Here is a 19,641-nt window from a genome sequence, read left to right as displayed (position 1 = left end):
TCCTTTAGGGCTTTGTTTAGTTTGTAAGATAATTTAACAAACTGTATAATATAGATATAAACAATAAAGACAGGAAAGGAATATTATGTACGATTATCTAATTATAGGAAACGGAATTGCTGGCCTATCAGCGACCGAAGAAATAAGAAAAAAGGATTCAGACGCTTCAATTCTAATTGTTTCAGAAGAAAAACCATCTACCTACTGGAGAACTAGACTATCCGAGTTAATCTGTAAGGACTTCGAAGAAGAAGAAATTTTCGTTAAAAAAGAACCTTGGTATAGCGAAAGACACATAGAAGAAAGACTTTCTACAAAAGTAGAAAAGATAGACCCAGAAAAAAGAATTGCATATCTAGAAGACGGAGAAGAGATTGAATTTGGCAAAGCTCTAATCGCAACAGGAGCTAGAGCCTTCGTTCCACCAATCACAAACATAGACTCCAAGGGAGTATTTGCCATAAGAACTGTAGATGACCTTAGAAGCTTCAAGGAATATGTAGCTGGTAAGAAGGAAGTTGTAGTTATAGGAGGAGGAATCCTAGGACTAGAAGCAGCCTTCTCTGCCCAAAAACTCGGCCTAAACATCACAGTAATAGAAAGCTTCGACTATCTACTAGCAAGACAACTCGACCGCGAGCTTTCAGAAAAACTTGAAGAAAACTTAAATAATATGGGAATTACGACCTACACAGGCAAAAACACCGAAGAGATCCTCACAAAAGACGGAGCAGTTTGCGGAGTAAAGCTTGCTGATGGAACTGAAATTCCTGCAGATGCTATAATGGTTCAAGCAGGCATCAGATCAAATATCAAGATGGCCCAAGAATCAGGACTTGAAACTGACAGAGGAATTATGGTAAACGACCACCTAGAAACAGGTCACGAAGGAATCTTTGCTGCAGGAGACTGCGCACAAATAGGCCAATTCACCATAGGACTTTGGACATCAAGCCAAGAAATGGGTAAAATCGCAGGCAATAACATGACAGGAGATAGCGAATCTTACAAGCAACCAAAACCATTCTCAACCCTAATGCTTGGAGATATCAAGCTATTTTCAGCAGGCATGAACTCAGGTGAAGGAATCGAAGAAGAAAAGAAAGAAATAGACGGCAAAATCTACAAACTCTTCAAAAAAGAAGATGCCTACGTAGGCGGCATCCTCTGGGGAGATATCAAATACCAAAATGATGTTAAAAACATAGTATTTAAGGGAGCAAGCATCGAAGAAACTAAACTAGGGACAGAGATTTTTGGAAAATAGATTTAGGAAAATTCAACAAACTAAAAGGCAGAGATTAAGTTCCCTGCCTTTTGCTATTATGATAGGTCAATTTTAACAAATATTTTAGAAGTATTTTTAATGATTCTCAGTTACGAACTCCTTATTTATAATTTTTATTTTATTATCAAATACATTAAGAAATTCGTCATTTGTGGAGTGACTAACACAGATAATTAATTTATCTTGGATTCCCTTTATTATTTTAGAAATCAGAATCTCATTTTCAAAATCTAATGCAGATGTTGGCTCATCCATGATAATAACAGACTTATCTAAATATAATGCTCTGGCTAAATCTAACCTTTTTTTCTCGCCACCTGATATACTATCTTTACTTAAAACACAATCAAACTCATTATCTTTTGAATTAAACCAGTCAGAAAGGCCCACTTTTTTTATACACTCTTGTACTCTTACTAAATCTACATTTTCTGAAAATAAAGTTATGTTATTTAGTATACTTGTATTAAAAATTATAGTTTCTTGTGGTATATAAAAAATATTATCGTAATAAGATGATTTATCTATTTCTGATAATTTCTTTTCGTTGATAGCAATATAATCATTAGCATACTCATATATTCCAAACAAAGAGTTAAGAAATGTACTTTTTCCAGAACCACTTTCTCCCAAAAGTACGTATTTATTTCCATTAATAAAGTTAAAAGATATGTTTTTTAAGATAATTTTATTAGAAAAAGATAAATTCAAATTCTTTATATCAATTTTTTCTATCTCACTTATCTTGCTTTTGGGTTTTTTATCAGTTGTTTTACATTTATCAATAAAATCTAAATAATCAAAGAAAATTTTTCTTGAGGACAAAAACTCACTATAAATATTTGATATTGTTTGAATAGGACCAGCTATTGTAAACATTAATGTTGTCATTGCTATTAAAGATGGCAAGGTTAATAAATTCTTATACACAAATATTCCACCAATTACCCAAGTTCCCGAATATAAGACATTCCCAAGTCCGTAGGATATAGAATAGGTTTTTAATAGTGATGATTCAAAAAATATACTTTCATGTTTAAGTTTCTCTCCTAATAGTTTCAATTTATCATAGAAAAATATTTTTAAATTTGAAATATTAACAAAAAGAATATTATCTGCATATTCATTATAACTATTAAGATACTTGTCTTTAGCATTTTTTTGTAATTCCTTTTTATTAGCAAGAATTTTTTTACTTATTATAGGTGTGAGTAATGGAATAGCTGACAGAACAATCATAATTATAGTTAGATATCCTTGTATATATATAGCAGAAATTAAGGAGATAACAAACATAAAAGAATATAATATTATAGATAGTAAATTTTTTATATACGATTTCTCTATTATGCTCAAATCATTTACAATTTTGTTTTTTATTGTATTAGTAAAATTATAGTCCATTTTTGACAATTCTGTTTCATTTATACTCTTTATTAAGTCATTTTTTAAATCTAAGGATATACTGTTGGTGATTATAGCTCTATATTTTTTGGGAATATAATCAAAACTCGCTTCAAGTATAAGGTAGGGTATGGCAAATATTGAAAATAAAATCAAAGCCCTAAAGTCATTATTTATAGCAGAACTAGTAATTCTTTGATATAAAAACGCAGTACCAGCAGTTAAACTAGCTGAAATGAAACACATAAATACATATATTATAATATTTTTTTGGTTGTTTTTTATATATTTTTTCATTTTCTATACTTTTTCTCTCCTCTAAAATATATTTACTACTAATTTACATATCTACAAAGAGATGGCCATTTCCTTTCTTGCTATGTTTTATGTATTCTTTTACGAATTCAGTATAATCGTAATCATTATTAATTTTGCATAAATCATTATTGCAATATATCTTCCCTCTGCAAACTCCTATATGATTGCATTCTCTGCAAGTGTTGGAACTTTTGGAAAATTTATTATCAAAAAAAATACTAAAACTTACTGATAGAATCCGTATAATTATGTAAAAAGAAAAAGGTCATCTGAAACCTAAACTAGAACGATGTTTTTAACCACAAAACCCAAACCACGAGTAACAAATGAACCAATTACATTTTACATTAAACACGGAAGATATTCAAAATATAATCAACGCTGAAGTTAATAACGATCTGGCAAAAACTATTTTAACCAAAGTATTTAACGAGTTTATGGAAGAAGAAAGAGATGAATACTTAAAAATAAAGCCTATCAAAGAGATTCTAATAGAACTACTTATAGTAATGGCTACTATGAACGTGACTTCACAACAAAGATAGGAACCTTAACCCTAAGAGTACCTAGAACAAGAGATGGTAAATTCATGAAAAAGGTTTTTGAAAGATATCAAAGAAATGAAAAGGGAAATAGAAAAATCATAGGCTTAGACCTAAGTTCTAGTGAAAGTGAATACTTATTGAATATTTAAAAGCTAGAGGTCTATCTGGAGTCGAAATGCTAATATTAGATGCCCACTAAGTCCTAGTAAAAGCAATAAAAGAAACATTCGTAAATGTAATATGGCAAAAATGTCAGGTATATTTCTTAATAAATACCTTATCAAAAGCACCAAAGGAAAATACTAAAGAATTTAGAATAGACATTAAAACACTATTTAAATTCCAAGATATCAACTTGGCAAGAAAAATGAAAGATGAGGTATCCTTAAAATACGAAAACGAAAAGAAATTTCAAAATTCTTTAAATACCTTAGATGAAGGATTCGAAGATACTTTTGCATATTTAGCTAATGATATAATTCACAGCAGATTAAAATCAACTAATTGCTTATAAAGACTAAATGAGGAAATTAGAAGACGTGAAGAAGTAATCAGAATATTTCCCAATGAATATTCAGCTATACCATTAATATATAGCCCGCAGACTTTTGGAAATCAATCCTCATTGATATCAATGTGGACCTCCTCACATCTTCTAAAATATATATTAGAATGAAATAGTAAATATTGTACTGGTTTAATTTACACAATATTATGGACTTGACTAAAATATCTTATGGTTAATTTATCCTAATTTAGTAACATCTCATTATTTTTACTTTTCTAAGTAAATACATTTACACTGTCATGATATATAATATAATCGTTTTAATTTCCTGTTATTGATTTTCATCCAATAATTCTTCTCCAAGTCCAATGCAGGCAGACTTAGCGCTTGAGTATGCTGATTTGTCTTTTTCTATTTAACTCTAGGTTGCCATTTTTTAAAAAAGAGGATTTCTGGACATTAAGGTCCTTAGCAATACTGCTTAGAGAAATTAATGTCAGAAACCCAATTATTTAGAAATTTTAAATAATACTATTTTCTAACAAACATATTATAAGAATCTAAAGGCATAGCTCATGTAAACCCTATATTTAATTTATCTTTAACAATTATTCTTCATTCTGATACTTAAATTCTAAGGCTTCATCGACCATATCCATAAGCTCAAATTCAAATTCCTTCTTCGAAATTTTCATTGATTCTAGCAAGTCCTTATTTCCTCTAAGCGACTTCCGCAAGATCATTTTGGTTTCATCATCTATTTCAATTTTATAAAGCAAATTTGCAAGTAATATAATTAGGCCCTTGTTGTCATTATATATGCTATTATTTTTATCTATATTTTTCATATTTATGAAGGAATCAAAATCTCCTTCAGAAAATTTCGCTTCCAATCCTTTTATAGGATTTGTCAAAAGTCGAGTAGATGAATTCATCAAATTCACATATGAACCAAGTGTGTATTGCTGTTTTTCTGTCATCATATCATAGTCTAATCCAAAAGTTTTGATAAGCTCAATTGCCTCATCTAACATATGACTTTCATCTATAATGCGATTAATTCTTTCGATAATTTCTATAATGGCAAGCTCATATGATTTTACGTCTCTATGACTTATGGCCATATACAAATTTCCCAAACGCTTTTTATCTCCGCTATTTTTCCATAAAAGTAAGCTACTAGCCACAAGAGAAATTGCTCCAATAGCCCATCCCACAGGACCAGCCATAGTAAGAAAAGCTTGACCTGCAGCCATTCCTCCTCCACCGGCAACTAGAGCACCACCTCCAAGCCAAGCGAGTGCTGCATTTGTAGCTGCTGCTCCACTTAAGGCAGAGATAGCTGTACCTGTTGATGCAAGGCCAAATGTAGTTGCAACTCCCATAGATGCTGTTGGACCCATTGTAAAAACAGCTATTCCAAAACCAGCTCCTGCTGCACCTGCACCTAAATTCTTTTTAGCTAACTTATTATAGTCTTTTTCTATTTTTTCAGCTTGACCTTTCCAGTCAGATCTTATCTCCTTCAAGTTTTCGTATTGAATCATCTGTTCACTAGGAACATTGCTGATTTTATCAAATAGATCACCGATTGTTATCAGTGACTCATATAACTTTGCAGTATGTTTACCAAGATCTTCAATCTTTATATTGGTAATATTTATTGCAGCCTGTACCATATCCTGAGCTTGCTTAAGTTTGCTTTTTTTATTAAAATTCACCATTTTTTCCCTCCTCTGAAGTAAGAATCAATGTCAGCTTTATTTCGCAATATCTTTTCATCTGAAACATTTCTTTTCTCAGCTAAAAGCGCGGATTTTTCAAAAGCTTTGATATACATTTCACTTTCCATCAGTTCATCTGTAAATATAATAAGGTCTTTATCCTCGTAAAGCTCTGAGAGTAATTTCAAGCCTTCAACATAGTCAATGAGTGTTAATTTTTCTTGCCTTAAAAATACTTCTTCTTTTCTAAGTTCTTTTCGTTTTATTCCTCTATCAAGCTCACCATACAAGGAAATACTAAACCTACCCAAGCCTACAATATTTAGTCGCAAAAGGCAATCTGCTACATTAAAACTTCCGCCACCAGAAATAAATCCATGTGCCAAAGCCTCTCCTCCATCAACAAGACAATATGTTCCGTGCGCTACAGTAAGCATTCTTTTTACACTTGCATTAGAATAAGGTTTACAATACTCCCAAAGTTGTTTGAATGATCTGTCATGCTTTTGAGTTTTAATAAAATATCTAAACAAACGTCTAACAGAATAAATTATCCTTACTATTAACTCATTCACAAAAACAGGTATAGCACAGGCTGCTTCAAATCTTATGTCATAGCCTTGCCTATAGATTTGAAGAGCCAATTCATTTACTGACTTATCAAAATCTAAAGAATGAATATTTAGCTTTCTTTTTATAACTATAATATCGTTAGTCCAAGTCCAAAATGGCGATGGTATCCCCATGCCTCGGCCCTTACTTGATGAAGATCCTGATATATCTGAAACTAAATGACCAAACCAATTTACAAATCCACAGAAAAGTTTAGCAGTAAAATTGTTCCCTCTAAGTTCAAATTTATTATCAGCTTCCTGCAGAGAAATCAATTCTCCTTTGGAGATAAAATGTGATGTATTTTCAAATTGATCTAAAATTGAAAAAAATAAACCTAATATGCTTGGATTGTGGGCCAGAGATTTGAAATGATGATTGCTTGGATTTAAGTCAAAAACACGACTTGCCGCATCACCAGCACCTGTCTGGTCATATGGAATTTTAAACTTTTTCTCTAAAAAATTAACTGCTGAGGCAGGAGAATCACCATTCTTTGCTTTCCATCCACAAAGTTTCGCGAAATCCATAGTACGATTTTTAAACCACTTATCCGACAAATTTCCGATCTGCGAATCACCAGCTTTGCCTACAAGAAAAATATCTATTATTCCACATAAGGCTCCACTAGATGCAGCCAGTATATAATCTGTCTTATCACAATCTGATGTAAGCATTTCAATTGTTTTCTCGTTTTCACTAATTTTTGAAGTAATATCATCCAACTCATATTCTGCAAGCTCCATCGCTTTTTTTAAGCCTGTATCAAATTCATATCCATCTTCATCTAGGATAAAATCTGATAAAATTACCAGATCATTATTTTTATATTTTCCACTCAAATTATCCATATACTAATTTCCATTTTTTCTTCATTTACATATGTTTAAAATATTAACTTCTAATATAATTATTTTATTTTCTAAGATGAGTAACTGCTTCGACGTGGCTTGAATAATAAGTATGGATAAATTTTGATATTTTCTAAAGCCTCGTATGTGTAAATATAGTTATGCTAATTACTACCAATTAAATCATCTTCTATTAGTCTTAATAATCTTTTCATGCTATAAGAATATTCAGATGAACTTGGTTTTAGTATATATCTAGTTGATCTACCTCTGCCCACGACATCTATCATCCCTTCTTCTAACAAAGTATTAATTGCTACTCTAAACTGGTAGTTTTCTATAGAAAGATTTTCTCCTGCTTCTCCTCTACTGATTGATTGGTGCTTAATTAAATACAATAAAATCTCTTTTTGAGGACTAGGATATTTATCCATGATTTTTTCTAAGTCGACTTTCCATATCCTTAAACTCGTGCTGTATTGATCTCTAATTACTTCCGGAAGTTTTAATTTATATTTTGCAGCAACATCAAATATTCTTGGACCTCCACTTCCGGCTTTTTCTGAAATTCCTATTCTTCTCATAATTGAGGACATTGTATGATTTCTAATATCTGAAGTTCCTCCATGGATAAATTCTTCAACTGTTACTCTCATCTTACCAGGATTTATAAACTCATAATAATCGGGATAGGCTGTTATCTTGATAGCTTTATCAGAATCATAATACGAATGCATTAATGCGTTCACTAAGGCTTCTCTCACTGATGTAAATAAATCTGATTTATAAGGAAGCCTTGTTTTACTGTCTTCTTCAAGGATAAAAGTATCTTTAATTGTAAGATTGAGTTTTTCTAATACGATTCTAAAAAATTTATATACATTGAGTTCTGGATATTCCATATCACCAGTTGAAACTCTATCAATCCAATCCGTGTCTAATGAAGAGTTTTTTTCAAAGTAATCTAATTGGAATCCTGGAAATCTATCCGTTATAGATGTATATTTTCCAAAAAATAATAGTCCTCCTGTTGTTAAAAGATACTCATTTGTTCCTTGTCTATCCTTTCTTATTGCACCTAATTCAATGAGCATATCTTTAAAATCAATATCTTTATATTTTTCATTACTAGTCTGCTCATATAGCTCTTTTCTATACGTCTCTAAGGTATCTTTATCTAAATCATCCAAATCATAATTCTTTAATAGCTCATTATCTGTTTCTTTCTTAGCGCCTACAATTAAGGCTTTATATTTTTCACTGGATAACTTTCTATCACCTTCTCCCAAGCGTTCGTATGCATCTTTAGGATTCCCATTTAGATAAATCGGTTTAAGATTATAAGGAGCTTCTGGAATGGTAATAATCAATATTTTCAATTTATTCTCGAGTTCAACTATTTTGATATCTTTATTTGATATAATATTTTCGCTCACTTTATTGGGATTGTTAAAATTATTAAATAAATCATCTCTCAACTTATAAGCATCTGTTACACCTGTAACTTCCTTACTCTTTTCATCAATTCCAAATATGACAATACCACCATCTGTATTAGCAAAAGCAGAATAAGTTTCCCAAAAAGATTTAGGCACTTGATTTTTAGCTTTTTTAATTTCTATATTACTTCCTTCTTTTATTTCAAGGAGTTTATTTAAGTCCATATTGATCCTCCATTTTTAGATTCACACGATTAACTCACGATTATTATTATTTATTTTGCCTATTTTAAGCCATTTGTATTAATTGAGAAGTTTGATTTCACACGATTAACTCACGATTATTTTCGATTCTCTTGGTAATATTATACCACTTGGATAGTAAAATTAGGCTAGACACTTTTAAATGAAATAAAAAGCCATTTATGATAAACTTAATTTAGAAAGAAAAACATTAAGGATTATCAAAATGGCTTACAATCATCTTGTTATAAAAGAATTAACTTGGATAGAGCAATACTATAAATATGGAGAAAAAATTGCAAATATAGCAAAATATTTGTCAAGAGCAAGACAAACTATATACAACGTAATAAATTGGCTAAAAAAGGCTTAACTATACAAGAATACTACGACAACTACAAGAAAAAAATCTAAATGTGGGCCAAAAGTTAAGATACTGGAGGGAAAGAACAAGGATATGTACTTAATAAGGTCGCCAAAGGATGGATACCAGATGTCATAATTGGAAGAGGAGAAATTAAGCTTTCAATGAGCTCTAGAACACTATACAGGCGTTTTAAAGACGGTAGTTTAGATAAAAAACTATTACCAATGAAAGGTAAACAAAAAAGGAATGGAAGCGTTAAAAAAAGAGGGAAGCAAGTCTTTAAAAGAAGTATTCATAGTAGGAATAAATCATATCCTAATTTTAAAAATGAATTTGGGCATTTTGTAGGAGATACCAAAGTGGGCAAGAATCATAAAAGTTGCGTAATAACTTTAGTAGAAAGAATATCCAAAGCAATAATAACTCTAAACCCGGAAAACAGAACAGCAAAAGCAATAGAAAATAGGCTAAATAGACGGTTAGATCAAATTCCTAAACATCTTGTAAAATCAATAATATTTGATTGCAGAAAAGAATTTTCAAACTAGAAAAGTGTATGCAATAAGCATGATATATCAATATTGTTCGCAGATCCAGGCTGCCCAAGTCAAAGGGGTTAAATGAAAATTCGAATTGGTTATTAAGAAAAGATGAATTACCAAAACAAACTGGCTTTAGGCTAAAAAGTGAGGCGGATATTGTTTCTGTAGCTAGCTACAGAAACAATATCCCAAGAAAGTCTTTGAACTGCAAAACACCGTTAGAAGAATTTATGAATTTAGTGTATTCTGTCTAGTTTAATTTGAAAATTGAAAAAATGATAAATCAAAACTAAATTATATATAATATTTGTACTCTCTTATCCAAGTAGCTAGCCATCCTCCTACAGACAAAGCAAAACCTGCTATTAATTCAGCAAAAAACATAGGGGTTGTGAAGATAAAATCGTTTGAAAAAGCGATTAATAAGTTAATCAAAATAAAAATCCCTATTAGAATTAAGTTAATCTTCACCCAAAAATCATAAGAATTTACATAATTCTTTTCACTTTTAAGAGCTATTCTTGAATAATAACCTGAAATCTTCCAAGAACTTCTATATAGCTTTTTCACAAGTTCATAAGGAGGTCTAGCAAAAAACCTCACAATATAAGCAATCAGAAGTATAATAGAAAAAGCAAAAACTAAGTAAATTGAATTCCCATTATTTTTCAAAGTGTTAAATATATATTCTTTGTAAAACTCAGTTATGCCAAATATCGATAAAAGCATAATAAGATCTATCAAAATAAATTTATTTTTTCTCATTGCACACACCTTAATAAATAGCTTTATAGCTTAGATTAATAAGCTTCTCTACTCTAAGTACAATCAAATGCAGAATTTATCTTAAAGTATTTTACTAAATGTAACCAATAGCTTAATATATAATTGATATATTGAAATTTCTAATACTTATATAATAGAAAAACCTAATTCTTAATAGTAATCTTTATTATATTTTCGGAACGAATTCTATTTTTAAATCCATCCCTAGGCCTTCGGCTAATCTTTTTAGTAAATTAATAGTAGGGTTTCTAGTTCCATTTTCTAACTTACTAATATCAGCTTGATCTATTCCTGTTTTTTCCGCTAATTCTTCCTGAGTCAAATTCTGTAATTTTCTAGCATCTAGCATAGCCTTAATTATATCAAGTTCTGGGCTCATCTTTTTATATTCTTCTTTGAATTCCTCATCTTTTAATTGTTCTTCCAAGTATTTATCAAATGTTTTCATATTGTTCCCTCTCAATAAATCTTCTTCTATACTTCTTTGCTTTTTCTATTTGGTTTTTCGGGGTTTTTTGGGTCTTTTTTACAAATCCATTAGTTAAGATTATCTTCTTATCATAATAGAAAAAATATAGAACTCTTGTTATATCACTTCCTACTTTTGCTCTTAACTCGAAAATCCCATCATCTATATGTTTGCTATAGGGCGATCTAAGTTCATTTCCATAATCTTGGAGTAAAGAAATTATACCCACGAGCTTTGCCCTAGACTTCTTTGGTAAACTATTTAAAAATTCTTCTACTGGTATTCTTCCATTTTCAGTCTCATAAAATAGAACTTCGAAATTATCCATCACCTCTCCTTAACTTTATTTTATGTTATATATACCATATTGTCAATAAAATAATTTTTTAGTGAGGATTTTATAATAGCAGGGATAATAAGCATTGTTAGATAAAATTTAACTTAGGTATTATAGTTAAAAAAACAGAAGAGCTCTTAGGCTCTTCTGTCCTGGTTTTTATTTTAATACATTCCTGGCATGCCAGCTGGCATTTGTGGAGCTGGGTTTTCTTCTGGGATGTCTGCTACTGCTGCTTCTGTTGTTAGAATCATTCCTGCAACTGAAACTGCATTTTGTAGGGCTGATCTTGTTACCTTGGTTGGTTCTACGATTCCTTTTTCGAACATGTTTACGAACTCGTCATTATAGGCATCGTATCCTTCATCCTTAGCAGAATTTTTAACTTTTTCTACTATTACAGATCCGTCCATGCCTGCGTTTTCTACGATTTGTCTTAGTGGAGCTTCTAGGGCTTTTTTGATGATTAGAGCACCTGTCTTCTCATCTGCCTTTAAGCTTTCTTCTAATTTAGCTACCTTTTCGATTGCGCCGATTAGGACAACTCCACCACCTGCAACTATACCTTCTTCTACTGCGGCTCTTGTTGCTGATAGGGCGTCCTCGATTCTGTATTTTTTCTCTTGCATTTCAGTTTCTGTCGCAGCTCCAACGTTGATTACTGCAACTCCACCTGCAAGTTTGGCAACTCTTTCTTGAAGTTTTTCTTTTTCGTATTCGCTATCTTCTTTATCGATTTGCTTGCGGATTGTTTCTACTCTTTCTTCAAGGTTAGCCTTGTCGCCTTTTCCTTCTACTATGGTTGTGTTGTCTTTGTCTACTTTAACTTTCTTAGCAGATCCTAGCATATCCATAGCTGTATCTTTAAGGTCCATGCCAAGTTCTTCGCTAACTACTGTAGCTCCTGTGAGTATTGCTATATCTTCAAGCATAGCTTTTCTTCTATCACCATAGCCTGGTGCCTTTACTGCAACTACGTTAAAGGTTCCTCTTAGTTTGTTTAGGATAAGTGTTGTAAGAGCTTCACCGTCTACGTCATCTGCTATGATTAGAAGTGGTTTGGAAGCTTGAACAACTTCTTCTAGGAGTGGGAGGATTTCTTGGATGTTTGAAATCTTCTTGTCTGTTAGAAGGATGTATGGATCGTCAAGGTCAGCTATCATTTTTTCATTGTCTGTTGCCATGTATGGGGATAGGTAGCCCTTGTCAAATTGCATTCCTTCTACAACGTCTAGGTAGGTATCTGTTGTTTTGGATTCTTCTACTGTGATTACTCCATCATTTCCAACCTTTTCCATAGCATCTGCTATGAATTTACCGATTTCTGGGTCAGCTGAGGAGATTGTTCCTACGTTTTCTATAGCTTGTTTGTCTTCTACTTCTCTAGAGTTTTCTTTGATATAGTCAACTACTTCGTCAGTTGCTTTCTTTAGACCCTTTTGAAGTACTACTGGGTTTGCTCCTGCTGCTAGGTTTTTGAGTCCTTCTTTGATGATAGCGTGAGCTAAAACTGTTGCTGTTGTAGTTCCGTCCCCTGCTACGTCATTTGTCTTTGTAGCAACTTCTTTTACAAGTTGAGCTCCCATGTTTTCAAATCTATCTTCAAGTTCTATGTCTTGGGCTATGGTTACACCGTCGTTTGTGATGGTTGGTGCTCCATAGGCCTTATCAAGAACTACGTTACGTCCCTTTGGTCCAAGAGTTACTTTTACAGCATTTGCTAATTTATCAATTCCTGCTTCAAGTCCTTTTCTTGCGTCAGATGAAAATTTAATATCTTTAGCCATAGTATATCCTTTCTCTTTCTAGTATATATTATTGTACAACTGCTAGTATATCGTTATATTTAACTACGATGAACTCTTCATCATCAAGCTTTACATCTGTTCCTGCGTATTGGGAATAGATTACCTTATCTCCAACTTTGAGAGAGTCCTTTTTCTTCTCGTCGTTTTCAATATCTGCTGAAATTGCTACGATTTCTGCATATTGTGGTTTTTCTTGAGCGCTTTCTGGAAGAACAATTCCAGATGCTGTTGTCTTCTCAGCTTCTGCTTTTTGTATAACTACTCTATCACCGATTGGTTTTAGCATCATTTTAATCTCCTTTGTTTTTACATTTAGCACTCACACGTCTTAAGTGCTAACTCACAATATTAATATACTAAGAGCTAAAATTTTTGCAAGTTTTATTTTTTATTTGTGTAAAAGGCAAGTCTTTGGACTAGTTTTGGAATTTTCTCTTCTCCTACTCCGCATATGGCAACTCTTATTCCCTTGGCTGAAGGAATGGTGAAGATATTTTCTTTTTCTAAATCTTTTACTATATCGAAGGCCCTATCAGTTGGGATAAAGGTGAAAAATCCTCCAAAATAAGGAATCATTGTAAGTTTATTCTCCTTGGCAGCTTCTACAAATACATCTGCTCGTCTCTTTAGCATAGCCCTTAAGTCTACAAGTTCCTTCTCATAAATTTTCTTATTTTCGTCTCTTTCAAGCTCGATTAGGATATTCTGAGCAGCATGGGTCCCATTTGACCAGTTACATCTTGCAGAGTGGGCAAGACTTGCCTCAAACTCTTTTATGATCTCTTTACTAGAAGATATACCGACAGCGGCTCCACTTCTTAGGCCGTAGGCTGTGTGGGACTTACTCATAGAAAATGCTACTATTACGAAGAGATTACGAGGAAGATTTGAAAACTTCTCAAAAAACTTCCTCTGACTATCCCCATCGCCTGCAAATTCAAGATAGGCCACATCAACTATAACGGTGATTTTCTTATCCTTATCCTCTGCCTTCTCCTTAAGGAAAGTGATGACCTCATCCCACTCCTCATCTGATAGAGAGTAACCTGTCGGGTTATTGCCTGGAGAGTTAATAAGAGAAGCAATCCTATCAGAATCCCTAAGCCCTTTATCAAAAGCTTTTTTGTAAGCATCTATATTAAAGGCAAAATCGTCTGTGAAAAACTCAAAGGTCTTAAAGTCTCTACCAAATTCCTCGCAAATCTTCCTATAAGGAGCCCAATAATAATCGTGGCAGATCAAAGGGTCTCCCTCGTCTAGATAGGAAAATATGGCAGACCTAATGGCTCCAGTTCCTCCAGGAGTTGCTATTGCTGAAATATAGCCTTCTGGTTTGTAAGGACCGAAGAGAGTATCGATTACGATTTTCCTATAGTCCTTCTCTCCCTCGATTGGGGCGTAGGAAGCGATATGACTCCTATCCATCTCATCAAGCCTATCATAAACTGAAGGAAGGGCTATTATCTTTCCCTTATCGTCTAGAAGAGTTCCCAGAGCTGCGTTAATCACAGCCTCTCTTCCGTATTTTTCTATAGCGGCGTTTGCCTTGTTGTTTATATCAAAGGCGAGGTCAGGTCCATTGTTCCGGGTCGCCCTTTTAATTGTCATTGGCATAATTTCCTCCTAATAATCTTCATTATACTATCATATAAAAGAATCGTATAGTGATAAAAAGGAGCGACTATGAATTACGATAAGAAAGATTTAAAAAATAAACTGACCGATATTTCCTATAGGGTAACCCAGGAAAATGCCACAGAAAGACCCTTCTCAAGTATCTATGATGACTTCTATGAAGAGGGAATCTATGTAGATATTGTAAGCGGCAAGGCCCTTTTCTCATCACTTGATAAGTACGATGCTGGATGCGGTTGGCCTTCCTTTACTAAGGCGATTGACGAAACCGAAATAAAGGAAGAAGTCGACCTAAGCCACGGAATGGTGAGAAAAGAGGTAAGGAGCAAGTCCGCCGACAGCCACCTAGGCCATGTCTTCCCTGACGGTCCTAAGGATAAGGGAGGGCTTAGATTCTGTATAAACGGGGCAAGCCTTAGATTTATACCCAAGGAGAAAATGGAAGAAGAAGGCTATGGCGAGTATCTAAAATTGTTTAATTAAGAATTTGATTTACTTGACATCGGTATTGTAAAAATAATTCTATTGCACTTTCAACCAATATTCTGTATAATATACGTGACTAGAAAGAAAGTTCTTTCATTTTGGACGCAAAAAAGACAGGAGAAACCAACACACTCCTGTCTTTTTATTTGGATAATTATTTTTAAAATTTTTGTATTAAGCCAAATCATATAGAATAAGCACTCAAAAAGACCGATTATCCTAGGACGATCGGTCTTTCTTTTACAATTTCATGGAATTTTGTCTTCTTCTTAGTCTTGTGATAGTTGCCTTTTCGTCAAGTTCTACCATAGACATATCTATTACTGTGCCCTTTTCTATATCTTTTACTGCCTTTGTCTTATCTGTAATTAGGGCTATTGGCAAGAGATCTTCGGCAAGGCTTCTATCGTGGCTAGTAAGCTTACCATAAACTGTCTTTGATCCAACTCCTTCGAGTCTTTCTCCAGCCTTGATGTCCCTTTTGGCAATAGTTACAGTATCAGCTACTTGGCCGTGAAGAGGAACTATTGTCGCTTCGTTTTCTACTACAGCCTTGTAGATTGTAATTGGTGTTTCAAGACTTGTTAGGTGGTATGGTCTGTACATCAAGTAGTTTGGACCATCTCCAAAGCCTAGGAACTTCATTAAGTCTCTTACGTCTTCTTGATCACTTGTTACTATGATAAATACTCCTGGAGCCATGCCGCGGGAGAATTCTACTACTCCATATCTTGATAGCTTGCCGCCGTCTGCCTTTAATTTAAAATCTTCTACAGCAGTCTCTGGGCTTGTATCGATGCCGTGGCAGCCAAAGACATCTGGCAAGAAGCCTAGGGCGTTTGATACAGAGTTAAGCTCTAGCATGGTATTTGTTCCATCTACAAAGCTTGTAAGCATCTTTGCTGATAGACCCTTTTCTTTGGCTTTTTCTGCCAAACTTTCTGGTGTCGCGTCATGGTCTAGTGGGTTGTTCTTTCCCTTGGCAGCGACCAAGACTTCAAGTCCCATTCCGTAAGCGTATTCTACAAGGTCGATTATAGCTCCTGGCTCATCGCCAAGGATTCCTGTATAAACTACTCCTGCCTTCTTGGCCATATCGTTAAGGACAGGTCCAACTACAGCATCACATTCTACATTGAAGGTGATCATGTGTTTGTGATACTGGATAGTTTTTCTTGCTATAACCGCTCCAAATGGAGGGTTACCTGTACAGTCAACTACAGCATTTATTTGCATAAGTTTATAGGATAGTCTGTAGTTTGTTGATACACAAACGAAGCCTTTTTCTAAAACTTCGTATCCTTCATTATAGTCATCTGTAAATATTATTTTATCTTCAGAGATTCCTGCATTTACTAGGGCCTTGATAGCTTTTTGTGGAGTTCTATCTACTACAAGTTTAACTTCCATAGCATCCATCTTTGATAGTTGGCTGATTAAGGAAGCCCCCATCTTGCCACAACCAATTATGGCAAGCTTGATGCTTTCTCCGTTATCTTTCATTTCTTTCAGTTTTCTATTTATTTTAAACATTTATACTCCTTATCTTGTCACAGGCTAACTTCGCTGAGGAAAAAGCCCACTGTATATTGTACCCTCCACAAGAACCAGATACATCTAGGATTTCACCACAAAAGTACAAATCTTGGTAGATTTTTGATCTCATAGTTCTATCATCGACAAATCTTGTATCGACTCCCCCGATTGTCACCTGGGCGTTTGTCTTATCATGGATATCTTTTACAGTAAATCTCATCCCTTTTAGGATTTTAATTAGCATATCCATATCCTTATCGCTTAGGTCTTTACCGAGCATGTCTATCGAAATCCTTGCCTTTTTGACTATATCTTCTATAAGTCTATCATTAATTAGACCTAGGAGGATCTCTCCTATCCTTCTTTCAGGAAAAGTTTCGGCAAGGTCCTTTATCCTTTTTCTCAATCCCTCTCTCCCATAGGATGGAAAGAGATCTAGGCTTATCATAGGCTTTTGATTTTTCTTAAGACCTATACTTATCTCGTTAGATAAATCCAAAATAGCCGTACCAGTTAGGCCATAAGATTGAAAGATCACATCGTCTGTGGATTCCTTGATGAGCTTATCTCCTAGGAAGAGGCTAGCCTTTGCGGTAACCCTAGTCCCCTTGGCCTTTTTGGAGAGCTTCTCCCTTGTTTTGTAATTTGTAATCCCGTAAGTTAAGTCCGTAATCTTTTGCTTATCCCTAATAATTTCAAAGACAGATCCATCAGAGCCTGAGTTTTTGAGGGTGATTCCTCCACTTGCAAGGACTAGGATATCATATTTGTACTTATTCTTATCACTTTCAATTAACTTCTTTTCTAGGTCAATGCCAGTAATTTTCTCATTAAAGATGAATTTGGCCTTATCCTTTGCCGAAAGATACAAGATATCCCTAACAGACCTTGCGGACATGGTAGCTGGATAGGTCCTCCCGCTTGGAAGAGTCTTAGAATCTATGCCGAGCTTTTTAAAGTATTCTATCAGGTCAGAATTTCTGAAATAGTCTAAGGCATAAGCAGGGAAGTATGGGTTTTCTCCTTGGTAAAAGTCCTTGGAATAATTGAGATTGGTAAAATTACATCTACCATTTCCTGTCGCAAGGAGCTTCCTGCCTGCCTCTTCATTGGAGTCGATTACTGTAACATCAAGACCTTCGGCGAAACTTGCAAAGGCAAGACCTGCTACTCCTGCCCCTATTACAAATACCTTCATATCCTAGCCAAGGCCTTCTTTATGGTTTCTCTCTCGCTGTAAGGAGTCTTCTCATTTCCATGATATTTCATAAAATTCTCCTCACCCTTTCCTAGTAGAAAGACATAATCAGAAGGCTCAGCCTTCCTAAAGGCGTATTCCATTGCATCTGTCCTATCTTTTCTTATGACGTAGGCTTGCTTATAATCATCAAGGCCTACTATTATCTCCTCGTTGATATGGTCTATATCATCAAACTTCGGGTCATCTGTAGTAAGGACTGCGAAGGTATCGAACTTCCCACAAGCATTTCCTATAAGTCTTCTAAAATTAGCGTTCCTATCTCCATTTATGCCAAAGACCGCAATTTTCTTGGCCTCTTTTGGAACTGATTCGAAAAGAGCTTCGTAGGCACGAGGAGTATGGGCAAAGTCTAGGATTATATTTATGCCCAAATCATTTTCTATATATTCAAATCTCGACTTAACTCCCTTAAATTTCTTGAAGGCAGCAGCGATTTCTTCCATGCTTGCCCCCATCTGATTAAGGCAGGCACAAGCTGCGAGGGTATTGTATATTTCATAATTTGCGATTTTTCTTATTACAAATTCACAGCCTTTAATCCTAAAGGAAATCTTCCCATCTTCTTTTCTAATATCTTCCGCCCTGTAGTCAGCATTTTCCTCGTCTATGGCAAAGGTTACAGTATTTGGGAAAAGTTCCTTAGCTTTTTTCCCATAAGGATCGTCGATATTGGCTATGGTTGTCTTGGCATTTTCAAACAAAATCATCTTGGCCTTGAAGTAATTGTCCATAGTCTTGTGATAGTCTAGGTGCTCTTCGGATAGATTGGTAAATATACCGTAGGAAATATCTAGTCCGTATAGTCTTTTCTGGTCAAGGCCATGGCTTGAGGCCTCGAGGGATAAGTGGTGGATGTTTTTATCAAGACACTTAGCAAGGATCCTATTTACCTCTGTGATATCTGGAGTTGTATTTGATGTAGGGATAAGCTCATCTCCTACCACAGCGTTGTTTGTCCCGATACTTGCACTATCTCCAAAGATCTCTCCCATAAGGAAGGAAATAAGCCTTGATGTAGTTGTCTTGCCATTTGATCCAGTAACAGCTAAAAGGTCCATTTTCCTTGATGGAAAATCGTAGATTAAATTGGAGATTTGGGCAAGTGCCTTTCTTGGATCAGCTACTTTGATATAGGAGATCCCTTCTTCTCTTTTAATATCTGCTGTATGAATTATAAGGCTTGCGCCCTTTTCTATGGCAGAAGTTATATAATCGTGCCCATCGCTAAGTGAGCCCTTGATAGCTACAAATATAGTTCCTTCATCGACCTTTCTCGAATCATTTGTAACTTGTTTAATAGCCTTATCATTTGCTTTTTTATAATCTATATAAGACATATGTGAAATAATATCTTCAAAACTTATCAAAATAATTTGTCCTTTCAATACTTGTTCTAAGTAAGTATTTTACCTTTGTAGGGGCAAAGTTTCATCAAGAAGGAATTTGAGAAATTTAATTTCCTTTTTATCAATAATCTGATAA

The 19,641-nt window shown here is 34.1% G+C and carries 15 protein-coding genes and 3 pseudogenes; 5 read left to right on the top strand and 13 right to left on the bottom strand.

Annotated elements, in window-relative coordinates; genetic code table 11:
• Nucleotides 1-85: 85 nt before the first annotated feature.
• The gene (locus C7D97_RS08800; RefSeq protein WP_105301669.1) at nt 86-1,267 is read left to right on the top strand and encodes an NAD(P)/FAD-dependent oxidoreductase; all 1,182 of its coding nucleotides are present in this window, start codon (nt 86-88) and stop codon (nt 1,265-1,267) included.
• Nucleotides 1,268-1,363: 96 nt separating this feature from the next.
• Here C7D97_RS08800 and C7D97_RS08795 read toward each other — a convergent pair whose 3' ends face one another.
• Complete coding sequence (locus C7D97_RS08795; RefSeq protein ID WP_105301668.1) at nt 1,364-2,989, bottom strand: ATP-binding cassette domain-containing protein; 1,626 nt, start codon at nt 2,987-2,989, stop codon at nt 1,364-1,366.
• A gap of 347 nt (nt 2,990-3,336) precedes the next feature.
• On the opposite strand from C7D97_RS08795, the pseudogene C7D97_RS10855 reads away from it, so the two are divergent.
• A pseudogene (locus C7D97_RS10855) lies at nt 3,337-3,638 on the top strand (transposase); the annotation flags it as partial.
• A 131-nt stretch (nt 3,639-3,769) separates the two neighbouring features.
• Nucleotides 3,770-4,231, top strand: a pseudogene (locus C7D97_RS10850) (transposase).
• Between the two features lie 440 nt (nt 4,232-4,671).
• On the opposite strand, the gene C7D97_RS08785 reads toward C7D97_RS10850, so the two are convergent.
• The 3 genes from C7D97_RS08785 to C7D97_RS08775 all read right to left on the bottom strand — a co-directional run bounded on the left by C7D97_RS08785 (nt 4,672) and on the right by C7D97_RS08775 (nt 8,914).
• Nucleotides 4,672-5,787: a hypothetical protein gene (locus tag C7D97_RS08785; RefSeq protein ID WP_205408061.1), complete on the bottom strand. Its 1,116-nt coding sequence runs from the start codon at nt 5,785-5,787 to the stop codon at nt 4,672-4,674.
• The gene (locus tag C7D97_RS08780; RefSeq protein ID WP_105301667.1) at nt 5,781-7,250 is read right to left on the bottom strand and encodes a hypothetical protein; all 1,470 of its coding nucleotides are present in this window, start codon (nt 7,248-7,250) and stop codon (nt 5,781-5,783) included. Before C7D97_RS08780 ends, C7D97_RS08785 begins: the two co-directional genes overlap by 7 nt.
• Before the next feature lie 164 nt (nt 7,251-7,414).
• Nucleotides 7,415-8,914, bottom strand: coding sequence for an RNA-binding domain-containing protein (locus C7D97_RS08775; protein WP_105301666.1), 1,500 nt, complete (start codon nt 8,912-8,914; stop codon nt 7,415-7,417).
• Nucleotides 8,915-9,158: 244 nt separating this feature from the next.
• Between C7D97_RS08775 and C7D97_RS08770 the strand changes: the two are divergent.
• Nucleotides 9,159-10,095, top strand: a pseudogene (locus tag C7D97_RS08770) (IS30 family transposase).
• A gap of 40 nt (nt 10,096-10,135) precedes the next feature.
• Here the strand turns inward: C7D97_RS08770 and C7D97_RS08765 are convergent.
• The 6 genes from C7D97_RS08765 to C7D97_RS08740 all read right to left on the bottom strand — a co-directional run bounded on the left by C7D97_RS08765 (nt 10,136) and on the right by C7D97_RS08740 (nt 14,855).
• Nucleotides 10,136-10,606, bottom strand: coding sequence for a hypothetical protein (locus C7D97_RS08765; RefSeq protein WP_105301665.1), 471 nt, complete (start codon nt 10,604-10,606; stop codon nt 10,136-10,138).
• Between the two features lie 187 nt (nt 10,607-10,793).
• Nucleotides 10,794-11,075 carry a helix-turn-helix domain-containing protein gene (locus tag C7D97_RS08760; protein WP_105301664.1) on the bottom strand — a complete coding sequence of 94 codons (282 nt, stop codon included), beginning with the start codon at nt 11,073-11,075 and terminating at the stop codon, nt 10,794-10,796.
• Complete coding sequence (locus C7D97_RS08755; RefSeq protein ID WP_105301663.1) at nt 11,062-11,424, bottom strand: type II toxin-antitoxin system RelE/ParE family toxin; 363 nt, start codon at nt 11,422-11,424, stop codon at nt 11,062-11,064. The genes C7D97_RS08760 and C7D97_RS08755 overlap by 14 nt, the downstream gene beginning before the upstream one ends.
• Nucleotides 11,425-11,597: 173 nt before the next feature.
• Nucleotides 11,598-13,220, bottom strand: coding sequence for a chaperonin GroEL (gene groL / locus C7D97_RS08750; RefSeq protein WP_105301662.1), 1,623 nt, complete (start codon nt 13,218-13,220; stop codon nt 11,598-11,600).
• 28 nt (nt 13,221-13,248) lie between these two features.
• Nucleotides 13,249-13,530 carry a co-chaperone GroES gene (locus C7D97_RS08745; protein WP_015778420.1) on the bottom strand — a complete coding sequence of 94 codons (282 nt, stop codon included), beginning with the start codon at nt 13,528-13,530 and terminating at the stop codon, nt 13,249-13,251.
• Between the two features lie 92 nt (nt 13,531-13,622).
• The gene (locus C7D97_RS08740) at nt 13,623-14,855 is read right to left on the bottom strand and encodes a pyridoxal phosphate-dependent aminotransferase (RefSeq protein WP_105301661.1); all 1,233 of its coding nucleotides are present in this window, start codon (nt 14,853-14,855) and stop codon (nt 13,623-13,625) included.
• Between the two features lie 69 nt (nt 14,856-14,924).
• Here C7D97_RS08740 and msrB point away from each other — a divergent pair, with 69 nt between their 5' ends.
• Complete coding sequence (msrB, locus tag C7D97_RS08735) at nt 14,925-15,359, top strand: peptide-methionine (R)-S-oxide reductase MsrB (protein WP_105301660.1); 435 nt, start codon at nt 14,925-14,927, stop codon at nt 15,357-15,359.
• 243 nt (nt 15,360-15,602) lie between these two features.
• On the opposite strand, the gene C7D97_RS08730 is transcribed toward msrB, so the two are convergent.
• From C7D97_RS08730 to C7D97_RS08720, 3 genes are read right to left on the bottom strand one after another with little or no spacing between them, the layout of a single operon-like run.
• On the bottom strand, nt 15,603-16,895 hold the full coding sequence (locus C7D97_RS08730; protein WP_105301659.1) for an NAD(P)H-dependent oxidoreductase: 1,293 nt from the start codon (nt 16,893-16,895) through the stop codon (nt 15,603-15,605).
• Nucleotides 16,888-18,096: an aminoacetone oxidase family FAD-binding enzyme gene (locus tag C7D97_RS08725; RefSeq protein WP_105301658.1), complete on the bottom strand. Its 1,209-nt coding sequence runs from the start codon at nt 18,094-18,096 to the stop codon at nt 16,888-16,890. The genes C7D97_RS08730 and C7D97_RS08725 overlap by 8 nt, the downstream gene beginning before the upstream one ends.
• Entirely contained in the window at nt 18,093-19,526 is a 1,434-nt protein-coding gene (locus C7D97_RS08720) for a UDP-N-acetylmuramoyl-L-alanyl-D-glutamate--2,6-diaminopimelate ligase (protein ID WP_105301657.1), read from the bottom strand. Before C7D97_RS08720 ends, C7D97_RS08725 begins: the two co-directional genes overlap by 4 nt.
• Between the last annotated feature and the right edge of the window lie 115 nt (nt 19,527-19,641).

The sequence above is a fragment of the Anaerococcus marasmi genome (assembly GCF_900290195.1).
Classification (GTDB): Bacteria; Bacillota; Clostridia; order Tissierellales; family Peptoniphilaceae; genus Anaerococcus; species Anaerococcus marasmi.
The sequence above is the reverse complement of the archived record's forward strand: the minus strand, read 5'-3'. Positions and strand labels throughout refer to the sequence as shown.